This is a genomic window from Plastoroseomonas hellenica (assembly GCF_018129085.1).
In the GTDB taxonomy this organism is placed as follows: domain Bacteria; phylum Pseudomonadota; class Alphaproteobacteria; order Acetobacterales; family Acetobacteraceae; genus Plastoroseomonas; species Plastoroseomonas hellenica.
This window is the reverse complement of the sequence record NZ_JAAGBB010000001.1, coordinates 106,773-121,882: the sequence shown is the minus strand read 5'-3', so window position 1 is coordinate 121,882 and position 15,110 is coordinate 106,773. Positions and strand designations below refer to the sequence as shown.

14 protein-coding genes are annotated in these 15,110 nt (G+C 70.6%); 8 read left to right on the top strand and 6 right to left on the bottom strand.

The window, feature by feature from the left end; genetic code table 11:
* The first annotated feature begins 94 nt into the window (after positions 1-94).
* Both GXW71_RS00465 and GXW71_RS00460 read left to right on the top strand, forming a co-directional pair.
* Positions 95-463 carry a winged helix-turn-helix domain-containing protein gene (locus GXW71_RS00465; RefSeq protein WP_211850304.1) on the top strand — a complete coding sequence of 123 codons (369 nt, stop codon included), beginning with the start codon at positions 95-97 and terminating at the stop codon, positions 461-463.
* Positions 464-487: 24 nt separating this feature from the next.
* Positions 488-1,525 (top strand): cobalamin-independent methionine synthase II family protein, encoded by a 1,038-nt coding sequence (locus tag GXW71_RS00460; RefSeq protein ID WP_211850303.1) that lies wholly within the window; start codon positions 488-490, stop codon positions 1,523-1,525.
* A gap of 7 nt (positions 1,526-1,532) precedes the next feature.
* On the opposite strand, the gene GXW71_RS00455 is transcribed toward GXW71_RS00460, so the two are convergent.
* The gene (locus GXW71_RS00455; protein ID WP_211850302.1) at positions 1,533-2,414 is read right to left on the bottom strand and encodes a LysR substrate-binding domain-containing protein; all 882 of its coding nucleotides are present in this window, start codon (positions 2,412-2,414) and stop codon (positions 1,533-1,535) included.
* A gap of 212 nt (positions 2,415-2,626) precedes the next feature.
* Between GXW71_RS00455 and phnA the strand changes: the two genes are divergently transcribed.
* The 6 genes from phnA to GXW71_RS00425 are packed head-to-tail and all read left to right on the top strand — an operon-like array spanning position 2,627 to position 10,091.
* The gene (phnA, locus tag GXW71_RS00450; RefSeq protein WP_367617230.1) at positions 2,627-3,871 is read left to right on the top strand and encodes a phosphonoacetate hydrolase; all 1,245 of its coding nucleotides are present in this window, start codon (positions 2,627-2,629) and stop codon (positions 3,869-3,871) included.
* Complete coding sequence (locus GXW71_RS00445; RefSeq protein WP_211850301.1) at positions 3,868-5,163, top strand: alkaline phosphatase family protein; 1,296 nt, start codon at positions 3,868-3,870, stop codon at positions 5,161-5,163. The genes phnA and GXW71_RS00445 overlap by 4 nt, the downstream gene beginning before the upstream one ends.
* On the top strand, positions 5,160-6,719 hold the full coding sequence (locus GXW71_RS00440; RefSeq protein WP_246526164.1) for an ABC transporter substrate-binding protein: 1,560 nt from the start codon (positions 5,160-5,162) through the stop codon (positions 6,717-6,719). Before GXW71_RS00445 ends, GXW71_RS00440 begins: the two co-directional genes overlap by 4 nt.
* Positions 6,716-7,567 carry an ABC transporter permease gene (locus tag GXW71_RS00435; protein WP_211850300.1) on the top strand — a complete coding sequence of 284 codons (852 nt, stop codon included), beginning with the start codon at positions 6,716-6,718 and terminating at the stop codon, positions 7,565-7,567. Before GXW71_RS00440 ends, GXW71_RS00435 begins: the two co-directional genes overlap by 4 nt.
* Positions 7,564-8,475, top strand: a complete 912-nt coding sequence (locus GXW71_RS00430; RefSeq protein ID WP_211850299.1) for an ABC transporter permease — start codon at positions 7,564-7,566, stop codon at positions 8,473-8,475. Before GXW71_RS00435 ends, GXW71_RS00430 begins: the two co-directional genes overlap by 4 nt.
* Positions 8,472-10,091, top strand: a complete 1,620-nt coding sequence (locus tag GXW71_RS00425; RefSeq protein ID WP_211850298.1) for a dipeptide ABC transporter ATP-binding protein — start codon at positions 8,472-8,474, stop codon at positions 10,089-10,091. The genes GXW71_RS00430 and GXW71_RS00425 overlap by 4 nt, the downstream gene beginning before the upstream one ends.
* A 4-nt stretch (positions 10,092-10,095) precedes the next feature.
* Here GXW71_RS00425 and GXW71_RS00420 read toward each other — a convergent pair whose 3' ends face one another.
* The 5 genes from GXW71_RS00420 to GXW71_RS00400 all read right to left on the bottom strand — a co-directional run bounded on the left by GXW71_RS00420 (position 10,096) and on the right by GXW71_RS00400 (position 14,955).
* Positions 10,096-11,316 (bottom strand): hydantoinase/carbamoylase family amidase, encoded by a 1,221-nt coding sequence (locus tag GXW71_RS00420; protein ID WP_211850297.1) that lies wholly within the window; start codon positions 11,314-11,316, stop codon positions 10,096-10,098.
* Between the two features lie 2 nt (positions 11,317-11,318).
* Positions 11,319-12,200, bottom strand: coding sequence for an alpha/beta fold hydrolase (locus GXW71_RS00415; RefSeq protein WP_211850296.1), 882 nt, complete (start codon positions 12,198-12,200; stop codon positions 11,319-11,321).
* A 12-nt stretch (positions 12,201-12,212) separates the two neighbouring features.
* Positions 12,213-13,331: a pyridoxal phosphate-dependent aminotransferase gene (locus GXW71_RS00410; protein WP_211850295.1), complete on the bottom strand. Its 1,119-nt coding sequence runs from the start codon at positions 13,329-13,331 to the stop codon at positions 12,213-12,215.
* A 74-nt stretch (positions 13,332-13,405) separates the two neighbouring features.
* A complete protein-coding gene (locus GXW71_RS00405; RefSeq protein ID WP_246526163.1) occupies positions 13,406-14,185 on the bottom strand; it encodes an SDR family oxidoreductase in 780 nt (259 codons plus the stop codon).
* A 59-nt stretch (positions 14,186-14,244) separates the two neighbouring features.
* Positions 14,245-14,955, bottom strand: coding sequence for a GntR family transcriptional regulator (locus tag GXW71_RS00400; protein WP_211850293.1), 711 nt, complete (start codon positions 14,953-14,955; stop codon positions 14,245-14,247).
* Between the last annotated feature and the right edge of the window lie 155 nt (positions 14,956-15,110).

Below are 15,110 nucleotides of genomic sequence, written 5' to 3'. Positions count from 1 at the left end.
CACCGCGGTGACGCGACGATCACCGACGAGGCGATGGAGGAGCTCGGCCTCGCACCCCTGCCCGATCGGCAGGGTCTGGTGTTAGGCTCGTGGCATGAATCGCCCGCCCCGTGCCGCGCCGCCGCCGACCGGATTGCTCAGCCTGCGCATCGACCTGCCGCAGGGCCGCATCGGGCCTGGGAAGATCGCACTCCTGGAAGCGATCGACCGCGAGGGGTCGATCTCGGCCGCCGGGCGCGCCCTCGGCATGAGCTACAAGCGCGCCTGGGACCTGGTCGATGCGTTGAAGACGCTGCTCGGCACCGCCGCGGTGGAAGCGAGCCCCGGCGGCTATCGCGGCGGCGGCGCGCTGCTGACCGATGCGGGCCGGAACCTCGTCGCGGATTATCGCGCGATCGAGCGCGCGGCCCAGCGCGCGGCGGAGAAGCGGCTTGCCACCCTCGCGAGCCGGGCCAAGGGTTGACATCATTCGGGAAGGATCCCTGCCATGTCCGCTGAAGCGCTTCCGCTGCTGCCCACCACCGTGGTCGGCAGCTATCCGCAGCCGGCCTGGCTGGTCGACCAACAGGCGCTCCGCACCCGCATGGTGCCGCGTGTCAGGGCGCCGGAGATCTGGCGCATCGCCGAACCACTGCTGCAGGAAGCCCAGAACGACGCGACGCTGCTCGCGATCCGCGACATGGAGCGGGCGGGCATCGACATCATCACCGATGGCGAGATCCGGCGGGAGAGCTACTCCAACCACTTCGCCTCCGCCCTCGAAGGCGTCGATCCCGTCACCCCTGCCGAGGTCATCGGCCGCACCGGCAAGCCGACCTTGGTGCCACGCGTCACCGGCCGGGTGCGGCGGACGCGGCCGGTAGAGGTCGCGGACATCGCCTTCGCGCGCGCCAATACCGACCGCAAGCTGAAAATCACCCTGCCCGGCCCCTTCACCATGACACGCCAGGCGAAGAACGAGTTCTACGATGACGAGGCGGAGCTCGCGATGGACTACGCGATCGCGCTCAATGAGGAGATCCTCGACCTCAAGCGCGCCGGGGTCGACGTCATCCAGCTCGACGAGCCCTGGATGCAGGCCTTCCCGGACGAGGCGCGCCGCTTCGCGGTCCCTTGCATCAACCGCGCCTTCCAGGGCGTGACCGGCACCACCGTCGTGCATCTCTGCTTCGGCTATGCGGCGATGGTCGATCAGAAGCCGAGCGGCTACTCCTTCCTGCCGGAGCTCGCCGGCAGCATCGCCGAGCAGATCTCTATCGAAGCCGCGCAGCCGAAGCTCGACCTCGCGATCCTGCGGGAGTTGCCGGGCAAGACGGTGATGGTCGGCGTGCTGGACCTCGGCTCGGCCGAGGTGGAGACGCCGGAGATCGTCGCGGGCCGGATCCGCCAGGCGCTCAAGGTGCTGCCGCCGGAGCGCATCGTCGTGGCGCCCGATTGCGGCATGAAATACCTGCCGCGCGATCGCGCCTTCGGAAAGCTGAAAGCCATGGCCGACGGTGCCGCGATGGTGCGCCAGGAGATCTGAGGGATCGTCAGAGCTGCGCCAACTCTTCGCGCAGCCACATCAGGAAGGGCGCGACCAGGTCCCGCACGCCGTATCCATTCGGATGGACGAAGGTATAGGTCGCGCCGGGCACAGCGATCCCCGGCCAGCGTTCCGACAGCCGCCCCGACTTCACATCCGCCGCGGTGATGAGCGAGGGCGCCACCAGCAGCCCCTCGCCGGCCAGCGCCGCCTCATAGGCGATGTAGAAATGCGCGAAGCTCCGGCGCGGCAGCCCCAGGCGTTCGACGCCGGCGGCAGCCAGCCAGCGGTCGAGATCGCCTGGGCGCGACCGGCTCTCGAGCAAGGGCACGGTTTCGGGCGATGCCTGCACGGTGTCGAGCTGGGGTGCGGCCACCGCCGTGAGCTGTTCGCGGAGCAAGGGTTCCGCGGCGTAGCCGGCCGGCACGAAGCCGTCGCGGCGGATCGCCGCGTCATGCGGCAGAGGCAGCCAATCCTCCCCGGTATGGGTCGGCCGCACGCTGACGCGGAAACGCGGCTGCAACCGCTCCAGCCGGTGCAGGCGCGGCATCAGCCAGTTCATCGCGAAGGTCGCCGGCGCCAGGATGCGCAGTTCCACCGCCTCGGTGCGGGGCGAGATCTGCTCGAGCCCGGCCAGGATCGTGTCCATGCCGGCGGTCGCCGCCTGCGCAAACTGCCGGCCGGCCAGCGTCATGGCGGGATCACGGGCATCGCCTTCGAACAGCGGCACACCCACCCATTGCTCCAGCGCGCGAAGCTGCTTGCCGACGGCGCCGAGCGTCACGTTCAGCTCGGCCGCCGCCGCGCTGCGCGAGCCAAGGCGGGCCAGCGCCTCGAAAGTCGCGATCATGCGGAGCGGCGGCAGCCGGCGGCGCGCTTCCGGCTTCATGGTTGAGGTTCCGCGTCACGGATATGTCCGTTGCGTGACAACCGGAAAAGGCATCGCCCCGATCGGGAAGCGAAGTCGTTTCCGCCACCACGTCCCATGCCGCTACAGACCGTGACGACGTCTCGACGGGACATAGGCATTTGACCCTGCTGCAGCATCCGCGATCCGAAGGCCCTGGGACCGGGAGCGGTTCTCTGTCCCCCCGATCCGAGGTGGCCGTCAATGGCCGCCGCTATCGCATCCCGACCCGTCCGGTGGCGATCCTTTGCCTCGATGGCTGCGACCCGGCCTATCTCGAAGCGGGCCTCGCATCGAACGACCTGCCCGCCTTTGCCCGCTTCGCCCGGGAGGGCTTCTTCGGCGAAGCGCTGGCCGCCATGCCGACCTTCACCAACCCGAACAACGTCTCGCTCGTCACCGGCGTGCCGCCGGCGCGGCATGGCGTCTCCGGCAATTTCTACCTCGACCGGCAGACCGGCGAGACGGTGATGGTCACCGGCGATGCCGAGCTGCGCGTGCCGACCATCCTGGCCGCGATGGCGAATGCCGGGGTGCCGACGGCCATGGTGACCGCCAAGGACAAGCTGCGCGCCGCGCTGGGGAAAGGCCTGCCTATCGGGCCGGATGCCCTGGCCGTCTCGGCCGAGCGCGCGGACGCGGCGCAGGCCGAAACCCATGGCATCGGCGGCTTGACCGCGCTGGTCGGGCGCGCGGCGCCTGACCAGTATTCGGCGGACCTCTCCCTCTTCGTGCTGGATGCCGGGCTGCGGCTGTTGGAGACCGGGCGTGCGCGGCTGCTCTATCTGTCGCTCTCCGACTATGTGCAGCACCGCCACGCGCCGGAGAGCCCGGAGGCAAGGGACTTCATGCGCGCGCTCGACGCCAGGCTCGGCGCGCTGGCCGATGCCGGCTGCCTGGTCGCGGCGACCGCCGATCACGGGATGACCGACATGGCCCTGCCGGACGGGCGGCCGCATGTGGTCTTCGTGGGCGATCTGCTCGATGCCCGCTTCGGCGCCGGGGCCGCGCGCGTGATCTGCCCGATCACCGATCCCTTCGTCCGGCACCATGGGGCGCTGGGCGGCTTCGTGCGGGTGCATCTGTCGCCCGGCGGGCCTTCCGTCGCTGATGTCATCGCTTTCCTGGCAACGATCCCGGAACTCGAGGTCGTCCTGTCCGGCGAAGAGGCCTGCGCGCGCTTCGACCTGGCGCCGGCGATGGAAGGCGACGTCACCGTCATCGGCGCGCGTGGCGTGGCGCTCGGTGCCCGGGCGGCGGAGCATGACCTGTCGCAGCTCGCGGGCGAGCGCCTGCGCTCGCATGGCGGACTCGCTGAGCAGCGCGTGCCCTTCCTGCTCTCCGAGCCGCTCGATCCCCATTGGCGGGAGGCCCATCCCATGCTGCGCAACTACGATATCTTCGACGCCGCGCTGAACGGCACGGCGGTCGCGCCATGACCCGCCGCGTCATCGTCACCGTGCTGGACGGGCTGCGCCGCGACCTGCTGGGCCCCGAGGCGACACCTGCGCTGCACAGCTTCGCAGAGGCCGCGACCAACTTCGCGGCGCATCGCTCGGTCTTCCCCTCCGCGACGCGGGTCGTCTCGGCCTGTTTCGCGACCGGCTGCTTCCCCGCCCAGCATGGGCTGCAGGGCAATTCGGTGGCGCTGATGGAAGACGGGCAACTGGTCCCGCACGATGTCGGCCGCCCAGATTTCATGGACCACAAGCGCCGCGTCACCGGCCACAGCCTTGCCGTGCCGACCCTCGCGGAACGGCTGGCGCGCGCCGGGCGGGAAGCGATGGTGTTCAGCAATGTCTCCCCCGGCGCCGCGCGCGCGCATGACCCGGACGGGCATGGCTGGGTCTTCCATCGCGCCTGCTCCTTCGCGCCCGGGCTGCGGCCGCTGACAGGCGCTGAAGCCGTCGCGGACATCACGCTCGACACCGCGGGCGACGCCCGGTTGACGACCCGCTTCCTTGACGATGCCGTCGCGGGCCGGCGAGCGGCGCTGGCCGTGCTCTGGCTCGGCGAGCCCGACCATATGCAGCATGAAAGCCCGCTCGGCTCGCCCGCCTGCCTGGCCGCCATCGCCGGCTCGGACGCCGCCTTCGCCCGGGTGCGGGAAGCCGTCGCAGCCCGCCGCGCGGCGGGCGAGGAGATCCTGCTGATCGCCTGTTCCGACCATGGCCACCAGACGGTGACCGAGGTGGTCGACATCGAGGCCGTGCTGATCGCGGCGGGGCTGAAGCGGGACGCGGCCGATAACAGCCTGCTCTCGGTCGCCAATGGCACCGGCGCGCTGATCTATCTGCACCCCGATCGCGCCGCGGAAGCGCCGGCCGTCCTCGGCCTGCTGCGCATCCAGCCCTGGGCCGATCGGGTGCTGGCTGGCGCGGAGCTCGCGGAGATCGGCCACGCCGCTACCGGCGGCCTGCTCTGCGCCATCGCGATGCGGAGCGATGCGACGCCGAACACCCATGGCGTGCCGGGCTCCAGCGCCGCCGCGCTGCCGGCCCAGGGCAAGCCCGACCGCCTCGGCTGCGGCCAGCATGGCGGGCTCGGCCGCTACGAGCAGATGCCCTTCCTGATGATCGAGGGCGACGGCTTCCCCGCCGGCGCGGTGGTGACCGAGCCGAGCATCATCACCGACCTCGCGCCCACCATCCTCCGCCATCTCGGCCTGGCTTTCGACGGGCTGGATGGCCGCCCCCTGCACCGCCTGCCGCCGGAGAACCCCGCCCGATGACGATGCTTCCGCCCCTCGGCCGCCGTGCCGCGCTCGCCGGCGCCGCCGGCCTCGGCTTCGCGTCCTTCGCGCAGGCGCAGCAGGCGGAGACGCCGCGCCGTGGCGGCACGCTGCGCATCGCGACGCTCGGCCTCGACACTGCCGACCCGCATCGGCACACCGGCTCCATCGCCGTGCAGCAGGCCTATGTCGAGGCGCTGACCTCGATCGCCGCCAATGGCACGGTCGAGCCCTTCCTGGCCGAGGCCTTCGAAGTCTCCGCCGATGGCCGCGTCCACAGCTTCCGCCTGCGGGAGGGCGTGCGCTTCCACGATGGCAGCGCGCTGACCTCGGCCGAGGTGATCGCCAATCTGGAACGCGTGAAGAACCGGGTGCGCGGCGGCTGGCTGGTCAGTGCCATGCGGTTGGCCGAGAGCTTCGAGGCACCGGATGCGCGCACCGTCGTCATCCGCATGCGGGAGCCCTATGCGCCGCTGCTGAACCTGCTCTCCGAACTCTGGATCCTGTCGCCGAACTCGCCGGGCTGGGACGACACCATCACCCGCCCGATCGGCACTGGCCCCTTCACCTTCGGCGACTGGCGGCCGAAGGCACGCTTCGTGGCGCCGGCCTTCTCCGGCTATTGGCAGCCGGGCCGGCCCTATTTGGCCGCGGTCGAGTTCGACCTGCGCGACGATGCCGACTTCTCGCTCGCGCTGCGCGCCGGTGACCTGCATGTCGCGAGCGTCGGCCGGGACAAGCTGGCCGCGCTGTCCCGCGATCCCGCGATCCGGCTCGGCAAGCTCAAGGACACCAACTGGTTCTTCGTCTCCTTCAACAACCGCTCCCCGCGCGCGCCCTTCGACGATCTCCGCGTGCGTCAGGCCATCGCCTATTCGCTCGACAAGCGTGCCTTCATGAACTTCACCGCCGGGCAGGACGGCATCGTGACCAACCAGATGGTCATCCCCGGCAATGTCCATTTCGACCGGGCGATGCACGATGCCGATGCGCATGTGCGGCCCGACCCCGATCGCGCCCGCGCCCTGCTGCGCGAGGCGGGGGTGACGCCCGCGCAGCGGCGGATCGAGCTCGTCTCCTGGCAGGAAAGCTACGCGCAGGTCGCGGCGCAGATGGTCACCCGCCTCGGCTTCCCGGTGAACCATGTGGCGCTGGACGATCTCGGCGCGCAGCGCCGCCTCGGCCAGTATGATTGGGACCTCGCGGTCTTCTCCTCGGGGCCGCGTGCCGATCTGTTCCTCCGCTATGTCCGCATGATGAGCGACGGGCCGAACCCGGTGCTCTGGGGCGGGGTGCAGGACCCGGAATTCGATGCCCTGGTCAATGCCGCGGTGCGCGAGCCCGACCAGGCCCGCCGCGCCGTCGCCTACAACCGCGCGTGGCAGCGGGTGCTGGACCGCTACTACACGGTCGTGCTCGGCCATAGCCAGAACGTCATCGCCAATCGCAGCGAGGTGCAGGGCTGGGATCCCGGCTTCACCTGGGCCTGCCATTGGGCGAGCGGCGGCGTGGCGCAAGCCTGGCTGGCGCCACGCAACCCCGCTCCCCGGGGATGAGCGCGACGCTGCTTCCGGCGGACCGCGTGGTCCGGGGCCGGCGCCTGCCGGAGATGCTGGCGGGCATCGTCGTCGTGCTGACGGTGCTGCTCGCGCTGGTGGGGCCGATGCTGGTGCCGCAGGACCCGCTGGCGCAGGACCTGCTGGCACTGAATGAGGCGCCTGACGCCGCGCATTGGCTCGGCACCGACCATCTCGGGCGCGACGTGCTGGCGCGCCTCGCCTCCGGAGCGCGGCTGACCTTGCTGGTCGGCGCCGGCGGCGCGGCATTGGCCTTCCTGCTCGGCGCCGGGGTCGGGTTGCTGGCGCTGGCCTTCGGGGGCCCGGCACGGGTGCTGGTCTTCGCTGCCTTCGACCTGCTGCGCGCCCTGCCCGGCATCCTGTTGGCGATGCTGCTGGTCGCCGCACTCTCGCCCGGGCCGCTTTCCGTCATGCTCGCCCTCGGCCTGACCTATGCCCCGATGGTGGCCGAAGTCGCGCGCGCCACCCATGCGCGGGAGAGCGCCGCCGACTACATCGCCGCGGCGCGGAGCTTCGGCCTGTCGCGGCTCGCGGTGCTCGGCCGGCACCTGCTGCCCAACCTCACCGGCGTGCTGCTGACCTTCGCGGCGATCATCCTGCCGCGCTGCATCGTGACCGAATCGGTGCTGTCCTTCCTCGGCCTCGGCGGCACGCCGGAGCTGCCGAGCTGGGGCCGCATGATCGCCGATGCCGGCGGCTTCGCGGAAGAAGCGCCGCATGCCGTGCTGGCGCCGGTGCTGGCGCTCTCCGTTTTCACCCTGGCGCTGTCGATCCTGGGCGAACGGCTGCGCGCTGCATCGGACCCGCTGCGCGATGGTGCGCCATGACCCGCGCCATCGGCTGGGCCGCGCCGCCGCTTCGCGCGCTGGCGCTCATCCTCGCGATCTCGATGATCGCCTTCTTCTGCATCCGCGCGGTGCCGGGCGATGTGGTCGACGTGCTGGCTGCGCAGGGCGACCTCACCGCCGCGCAGCAGGCGGAGATGCGGCAGGCAATGGGGCTCAACGCTTCCCCCATCGTGCAGTTCCTCACCTGGGGTGGCCGGGCGCTGCACGGCGAATTCGGGAATTCGCTGCGCTTCGGCAAGCCGGTCGGCGAGCTGTTCCTGAACGCCTTGCCGGCGACGCTGCATCTCGGCCTGCTCGCCTTCGCGATCGGCCTCGGGCTGGCGCTGACCCTCGCATTGGGGGCGCTGGCGGCGCCGCGCTCGCCCTTGCCGCTGCTGGTGCAGGCGGTGAACATCTGGTCCATCGCGGTGCCCACCTTCTGCATCGGCATCGCCGGCATCCTGATCTTCTCGATCTGGCTCGGCTGGCTGCCGGCAATCGGGCATCTCGGCCTGCCGGCGGCGATTCTCGGGATCGATATCGCGGGACAGCTCGTGAAGCCGCTCCATGACGAGCTGCGCCAGGCGCAGGCGGCGCCGCATGTGCGCACCGCCCGCGCCAAGGGGCTGCACCCGCTGCGCATCGGGCTGTTCCATCTGTTGCCCACCGCCATGCCGGTGCTGCTGGCACTCTCCTCCGTGGTGCTTGCGGGTGTGCTGGGCGGCACCCTGACCCTGGAGGTGCTGTTCGGCCTGCCCGGCGTCGGCAGCCTCGCGCTGAACGCGATGCATGGGCGCGACTGGCCGCTCCTGCAGGCGACCATTGTCTTCCTCGCCGCCGGCGTCGTGCTGATCAACGCCGCGGCCGAGCTGCTGCACCGCCTGCTGGACCCGAGGCCACGCCGATGAGGGACGCCGCGTTGCTCGAAATCCGCGACCTCTCTCTCGCCTTCGCCGGACGGGCGGTGGTGCGCGGCGTCTCCTTCGGCATCCGCCCCGGCGAGACGCTGGGGCTGGTGGGCGAATCCGGCAGCGGCAAGTCGCTCACCGCGCTCTCGATCCTGCGCCTGCTGCCGGAGGGTGCGGTGATCGCACCCGGCAGCAGCATCCGCTTCGAAGGGCAGGAGCTGACCGGCCTCGGGGAACCAGCCATCCGCCGGCTGCGCGGCGGGCGCATCGCCATGGTGTTCCAGGATCCCATGGCCTGCCTGAACCCCTTCATGGCCGCCGGTGCCCAGGTGGCGGAGGCGGTGCGGCAGCATCGCGGCCTCTCCGGCGATGCCTTGCGGGGCGCGGTCGCGGCACTCTTCGCCGAGGTCGGACTGGAGGCGCCGCTGGCAGGGCGGCTTCCGCACGCGCTTTCCGGCGGCCAACAGCAGCGGGTGATGATCGCCATGGCGTTGGCGGGCGACCCGGTGCTGCTCCTGGCGGACGAGCCGACCACCGCCCTCGATACCACCGTACAGGCGCAGGTCATGGCGCTGCTGCGGCGACTGGCGGCGGATCGTGGCCTCGCCATGTTGTTCGTCTCGCATGACCTGGCGGTGGTCGCAGCCATGGCGGACCGCGTCGGCGTGATGAGCCAAGGCGCGCTGGTTGAGATCGGGCCGGTCGCCACCGTGCTGGAGACCCCGCGATCGGACGAGGCCCGGGCCCTGCTCGCAGCACGCCGCGGCCAGGCCACGCCGCCGCTGCAAGCCTTCCGGCGCGCACGCGCACCGGTGCTGGAAGTGGACGGGCTGGCGGTGGGTTATCCTGGCCACGGCCTCTTCGCGCGCCCGGTCCAGGTGGTGCGCGATGTGGGCTTCGCCCTGGCACCTGGGCAGGTGCTGGGACTGGTCGGCGGCTCGGGCAGCGGCAAGAGCAGCGTGGCCCGCGCCCTGGTGGGTCTCGCGGACCGTACCGCCGGGCGGGTGATGCTGAACGGCCGGCCGCTGCCGCCGGGACTTGCCGCCCGGCGCGACCCCGCCGCGCAGCGGATCCAGATGGTGTTCCAGAACCCCTATGGCTCGCTGAACCCGCGCCGCCGGATCCTGGCCGCGCTGGAGGAGCCGCTGCGCGCGCTGGGGCTCGCCGATGCCAGGGAGCGTCGCCGGTGCGCCGCCGCCATGCTGGCCGAGGTGGGCCTGCCGGAAGAGCACCTGGAGCGCTTCCCGCATGCGCTCTCCGGCGGCCAGCGCCAGCGTATCGCGATCGCCCGCGCGCTGCTCGCGGAGCCCTCCGTGCTGGTCTGCGACGAGGTGATCTCGGCCCTCGACGTGACGGTGCAGCGGCAGGTGCTGGAACTGCTGCGGGATCTGCAGGCGCGGCGGGACCTGGCGCTGCTCTTCATCAGCCACGACCTCGAGGCGGTGGCGCATATCGCCGACCGGGTGATGGTGATGGAAGGCGGGCGGATCATCGAGGACGGCGCGACCGCGGAGGTGCTCGGCGCACCGCGCGCGGCAGGCACCCGCGCATTGGTCGATGCGATGCCGGGCCTGCGGCCTGTCCTGGCCCAGGACGCCGCGCTCGTGCAGGGCTGAAGCCTCAGGCGAGCTCCGAGATCACCTCGGCCAGCACGGCGGCGCCGGCCGCCACATGGGCAGGCTCCGCCCATTCCTGCGGGGCGTGGCTGATGCCGCCGCGGCAGGGGATGAAGATCATGGCCGCGGGGCAGAGCGGCGCCATGTGCCGCGCGTCATGCCCGGCGGCCGAGAGGACCGGCATCACCGCGTGACCGAGCCGGGCGGCGGCTGCGGCGATCCGCGCGCGCAGCCCGGCGTCGAAGTCGTTGGAGGGTGCTTCGCCCAGCCGCGTGACGCTCACGCCGCATGGCGCCGCATAGGTCTCTGCAAGCGCTTCCAGCCGACGGCCGAATCCCGCGAGCGCGGCATTGTCCGGATGCCGCAGGTCGATGCGGAACAGGACGCGCGACGGCACGACGGACGGTGCGTTGGGCTGCACCTCGACGCGGCCGATGGTGAACTTCACCACCGGATCGGCGAGACCGACCTCCGCCTGCATCGCGGCCGCCATGCGCGCGAAGGCGACCAGCGCGTCGCGACGCAAGGCCATGTCGAGCGTGCCGGCATGGCCCTCCTCGCCCTTGATCACGATCTCCCAGGTCGTTTTGCCCTGGATGCCCGTGACGATCCCGATCGGGATCCCCGCCTGCTCCAGCAGCGGCCCCTGCTCGATATGCGGCTCCAGATAATATCCCACCGGGAAGCCGAGCGGCCGGCGCGGCAGCTCGGGGAAGGCGGCGTGCAGCGTATCGAGTGCATCGCCCGCGCTGATCCCTTCGGCATCCCGCGCGGCGCGGATGGCGGCGAGGTCGCGCACGCCCGCGAAAGCCTCCGAGCCCATCATGCCCGGCGCGAAGCGGCTGCCTTCCTCGTTCATCCAGGCGACGATGGTGATGTCGCGCGCCGGGGCCACGCCACGTTCCGCCAGGAAAGTCGCGGCTTCGAGCGCAGCGAGCACGCCGAAGGCGCCATCGAACTTGCCGCCGGTCGGCTGGCTGTCGATATGGCTGCCGGCGAGCAGCGGCGGCAGGGCGCGGTCGCGGCCCGGCAGGGTCAGGAACAGGTTGCCGGCGGCATCCGTCGCCGCTTCCATCCCGACCTCCGCCGCCCAGCCGATCAGCAGGCGCCACGCCGCGATCTCGCCCTCGGTCAGCGCCTGGCGATCGACGCCGCCATCCGGCCGGCCTCCGATCTCGGCCAGCCGCATCAGCCTTTGCCAGAGGCGGTCGGGATCGATCCGCATCCTCACCTGGTCCGCATGATCTGGCCGGGCAGCGCGCGCGGGTCGCGCGGCGTCCAGGCGCCGGCTTCCACCTGCGCGATGAATTCGGCGAGCAGGCCGTTGAACCAGGCTGGCTCCTCCAGGTTCAACGTATGCCCGGTCTTGGGGAAGACCGAGAGGCCGCAGGCCGGGATGGTCTTCTTGAGGAAGATCCCCGGCAGCAGGCAATGATCATCCTCGTCGCCGACCACGACCAGCGTCGGCACCGGCATCTGCTTCAGCTCCTCCTCGAGGTCCCAGAAGGAGGGGCGGCGCGCCTGCACGCCACGCATGGTGAACGCAGCACCGGTGTCGGAATGGGTGGCGAGGCGATCGGCGAATTCGCGCCAGCCGCGCGGGTCCTTGTTCTGGAACTGTACCCGGCTCGCGCCCTCGGCATAGACCGGCGCGAAGGCGCGCGCGCCTTCGGTCGCGAAGCGCTCCGCCACTTCCAGGGACACGCCGCGGAAATAGTCTTCGTACTGCTTCTCGCAGCCATAGCCGGCGCCGGCGACGGTCAGCGACAGGGCCCGGTCGGGATGGCGCAGGCCGAAATGCACGGTCGCGAAGCCGCCCATCGACAGGCCGACGACATGCGCCCTGGCAATGCCGAGCCCATCCAGCACCGCGACCGCATCGGCGACGGCGATGGCCTGGGAGTATTGCTCCACATCCTCCGGCACGTCGGAGGGCGGGTAGCCGCGCGCGGCATAGGTGATGCAGCGATGACGGCGGCTGAAGAAGCGGAGCTGCGGCTCCCAGCTTTCATGATTGCCGCCGAATTCATGGATGAAGAGGATCGGCGTGCCGGCGCCGGCTTCCTCGTAATGCAGGGCGATGCCGTCCGGGGTTGTGACACGGGGCATAGGTGCGATCCTTCAGAACTGGGGCGGCAGGTCGTTCAGGCTGCGGGCTTCCTCGACCATTCCCGGCAGCAGGGTGCAGAGTTTCTCCGCCCATTCGCCGGGGACGGAGGTGCTGACCTTCACGAAGCGATCACCGAAGCGGGCGGTGTGGTAGGTGCCCTGGCGGATCATGATGCCGCGACGGCGCGCGGCCTCGACCAACGCTTCCGGCCGGATGCCGGCGCCGGTGGTCTCGATGACCAGGAAATTGCCATGGCTCGGCCAGACCGGGATGGCGAAGCCCGGCAGCGCCAGGAAGGCTTCCCGGATCATCGCCTTGTTGGCGCCGTCGATGCGGCGGACGTTGGCCATCCATTCGGGCTTCACCGCGAGCCCGGCCGCCGCCGCCCTTTGCGCGATCACGCTGGCGCCGAGCACGCTAGTCGCCTGCCCCGCGAATTCCTCGAACAGCGCGCGCGGCGTGACCAGCGCGCCGATGCGCATGCCGGCCAGGCCCAACCATTTCGAGAAGCTGAGCGAGACCACGACATTCTCGGGCGCCACCTTCAGCGCCGGATGATGGCCCTCCGCGAAATCGCGATAGGTGCAGTCATGCACCAGCAGCGCACCCGCCTCCTGCGCGATGGCGGCGAAACCGGTGATCTCCTCCGCCGTGTAGCGGATGCCGAGCGGGTTGTTCGGGTCGACCAGGTAGATGATCGCGGTGCGGTCATCGACATGGGCCCGCAGCGCCTTCGGCGTCAGGCGGTAGTCGCAATCGGAATCGTAGATCGGAATCTCGATGACCTCCGCCCCCGCCTGGCGAGCGAAGAGGCAGGGCCATTTCCAGGTCGGGTCGGTGGTGACGAAGGTGGTGCCCGGACGGCAGCGGGCGCGGCAAACCATGGCGAGCGCATTGACGCCGCCTTCGGTCACCAGCGCCTCGGCCTCCGGCACGCCGAGATCGGCGGTGATCGCGGCGCGCAGCGCCTCGAAGCCGAGCGGGGGGGCATAGGCGTTGAACTCGCCCGCCTCGATCGCGCGGATCATGGCCGTGGTGACGGCGGGATGGGCGGGGATGTGGTTGGTGTTCTGCCCCATCCAGGCGAGGCCGGGCGTCGCGCTCAGCGCATCGAAGTAGCGGTTGCGCATGAGCGTCCGGTGATCGGAGGGCCGAATGGCCCGGAGGTCTGAATCGGACGCTTCGCTTATACGAGCGTCGGACATCAGATGACCGAGCCCCGCGCCGCGATGCCGCCATCGATGGTGACGACGGTGCCGGTGATGTAGCCGGCGCGCGGCGAGGCCATGAAGGCGACCAGATCGGCGCATTCCCGCGCCGTCGCGGGGCGCTTGCCGGGATATTTGTCGAACAGCTCCTCCCACCGCGCCTCGTCGCCCAGCATGTCGATCGCCTTGCGCTTCATGATCTTCAGCATGCGGTCGGTCGCGACCGGGCCGGGGTTGATGCCGACAACGCGGATGCCGTCATCGAGGCTGCGGCCGCCGATCGCCTTGGTGAAGGACATCAGCGCGGCATTGCCGGTGGAGCCGGCGAAGTAGCTGGCGTCCCAGTTCTCCCCGGAATTGCCGATGATATTGATGATGACGCCATCCCTGCCCTTCATGCGCGGGTAGTAGAGGCGGGAGAGGGTGATGTAGCCGAAGACCTTCAGGTCGAAGCCGCGCCGGATCGCCTCATCGGTCACGATGGCGAGCGAGCCGGCCGGGATGTCGCCGGCATTGTTGACCAGGATGTCCACGTCACCGGCCGCGGCGGCGAGCTGCTCCATGGCCTCGGTGGTCGAGAGGTCGAGCTCATGGACCGTGACTTTGACCCCATGCTCGGCCCGCAGCCGCGCGGCGGCTGCCTCCATGGCGGCGCCGTTCCGGGCCGCGAGGTGCAGATGGCAGCCCTCCGCGGCCAGAACCTCGGCGCAGGCGAGGCCGATGCCCTTGGAGGCACCGGTGATGAGAGCGGTCTTATGGGTCAGGTCGAGCTGCAAGGGAGCACTCCAGATTCTGGGTATGCAATCTCCAGCAATTTGCATACCAGGAGCCCAGGTCACTCGAAGGCGGCGATGAAATCCAGGAGGTTCTCGCCGAGCAGGGTCAGATGCGCCCGCATGGCGCGGTGTGCCGCCTCGGCATCATGGGCGAAGATGGCGTTCATCACCTCCTCATGCTCGCGCAGCGTGTCCACGATACGGTTCGGCATCCGGGTGACGCGGCGGCGATAGGCGGCCACCCGGTTGCGCAGGCGCCGCGTCTCATCCGCCAGGAAAGCGTTGCAAGCGGCCTCATAGATGGCTTCGTGGAATTCCTGGTTGATGTCGTAGAAGACGTCGACCCCAGCTTCCGCGGCTGCCACCAGGCGGGCATGGATGGCCCTGAGCCCTTCGCATTGGGCAGGGCTGATCCGACGGGCGGCGAGGCGGGCGCAAAGCCCCTCCAGCTCGCCCATCACCTGGAACATCTCGATCAGCGTCTGCACGCCGATGCTGCGCACCACCGCGCCCTGTCGGCCGCGGATCTCCACCAGCCGGTCGGCGGCGAGCAGGCGGAAGGCCTCCCGCACCGGGGTGCGGGAAACGCCATGGCGCTCGGCGATCTCCTGCTCGTCGAGGCGGCTGCCGGGGGCGATATGGCCGGCCGCGATCTCCGCCTCCAGCCGCCGGTGCAGGGTGCTGGCCAGGGTGGCCGAGGCCCTTGCCTCCCCCTCATCTCGCTCGTTTTCCGACCATTCTGCCCGCCGGGCTGCACTCTTCTTGCTCATATGTGGACAATCATATGCCTCTTTGTGTGCACAGACCGACCTCCTGCATCCAGGACGCCGGACCCGCGGGCCGGCCTCGTGCATATCCCGGGCCAACGCGGCGCCATGGCACAGCGATTGCTGAGCCTAAGCACCACCGCCGCCGATTGTATGCG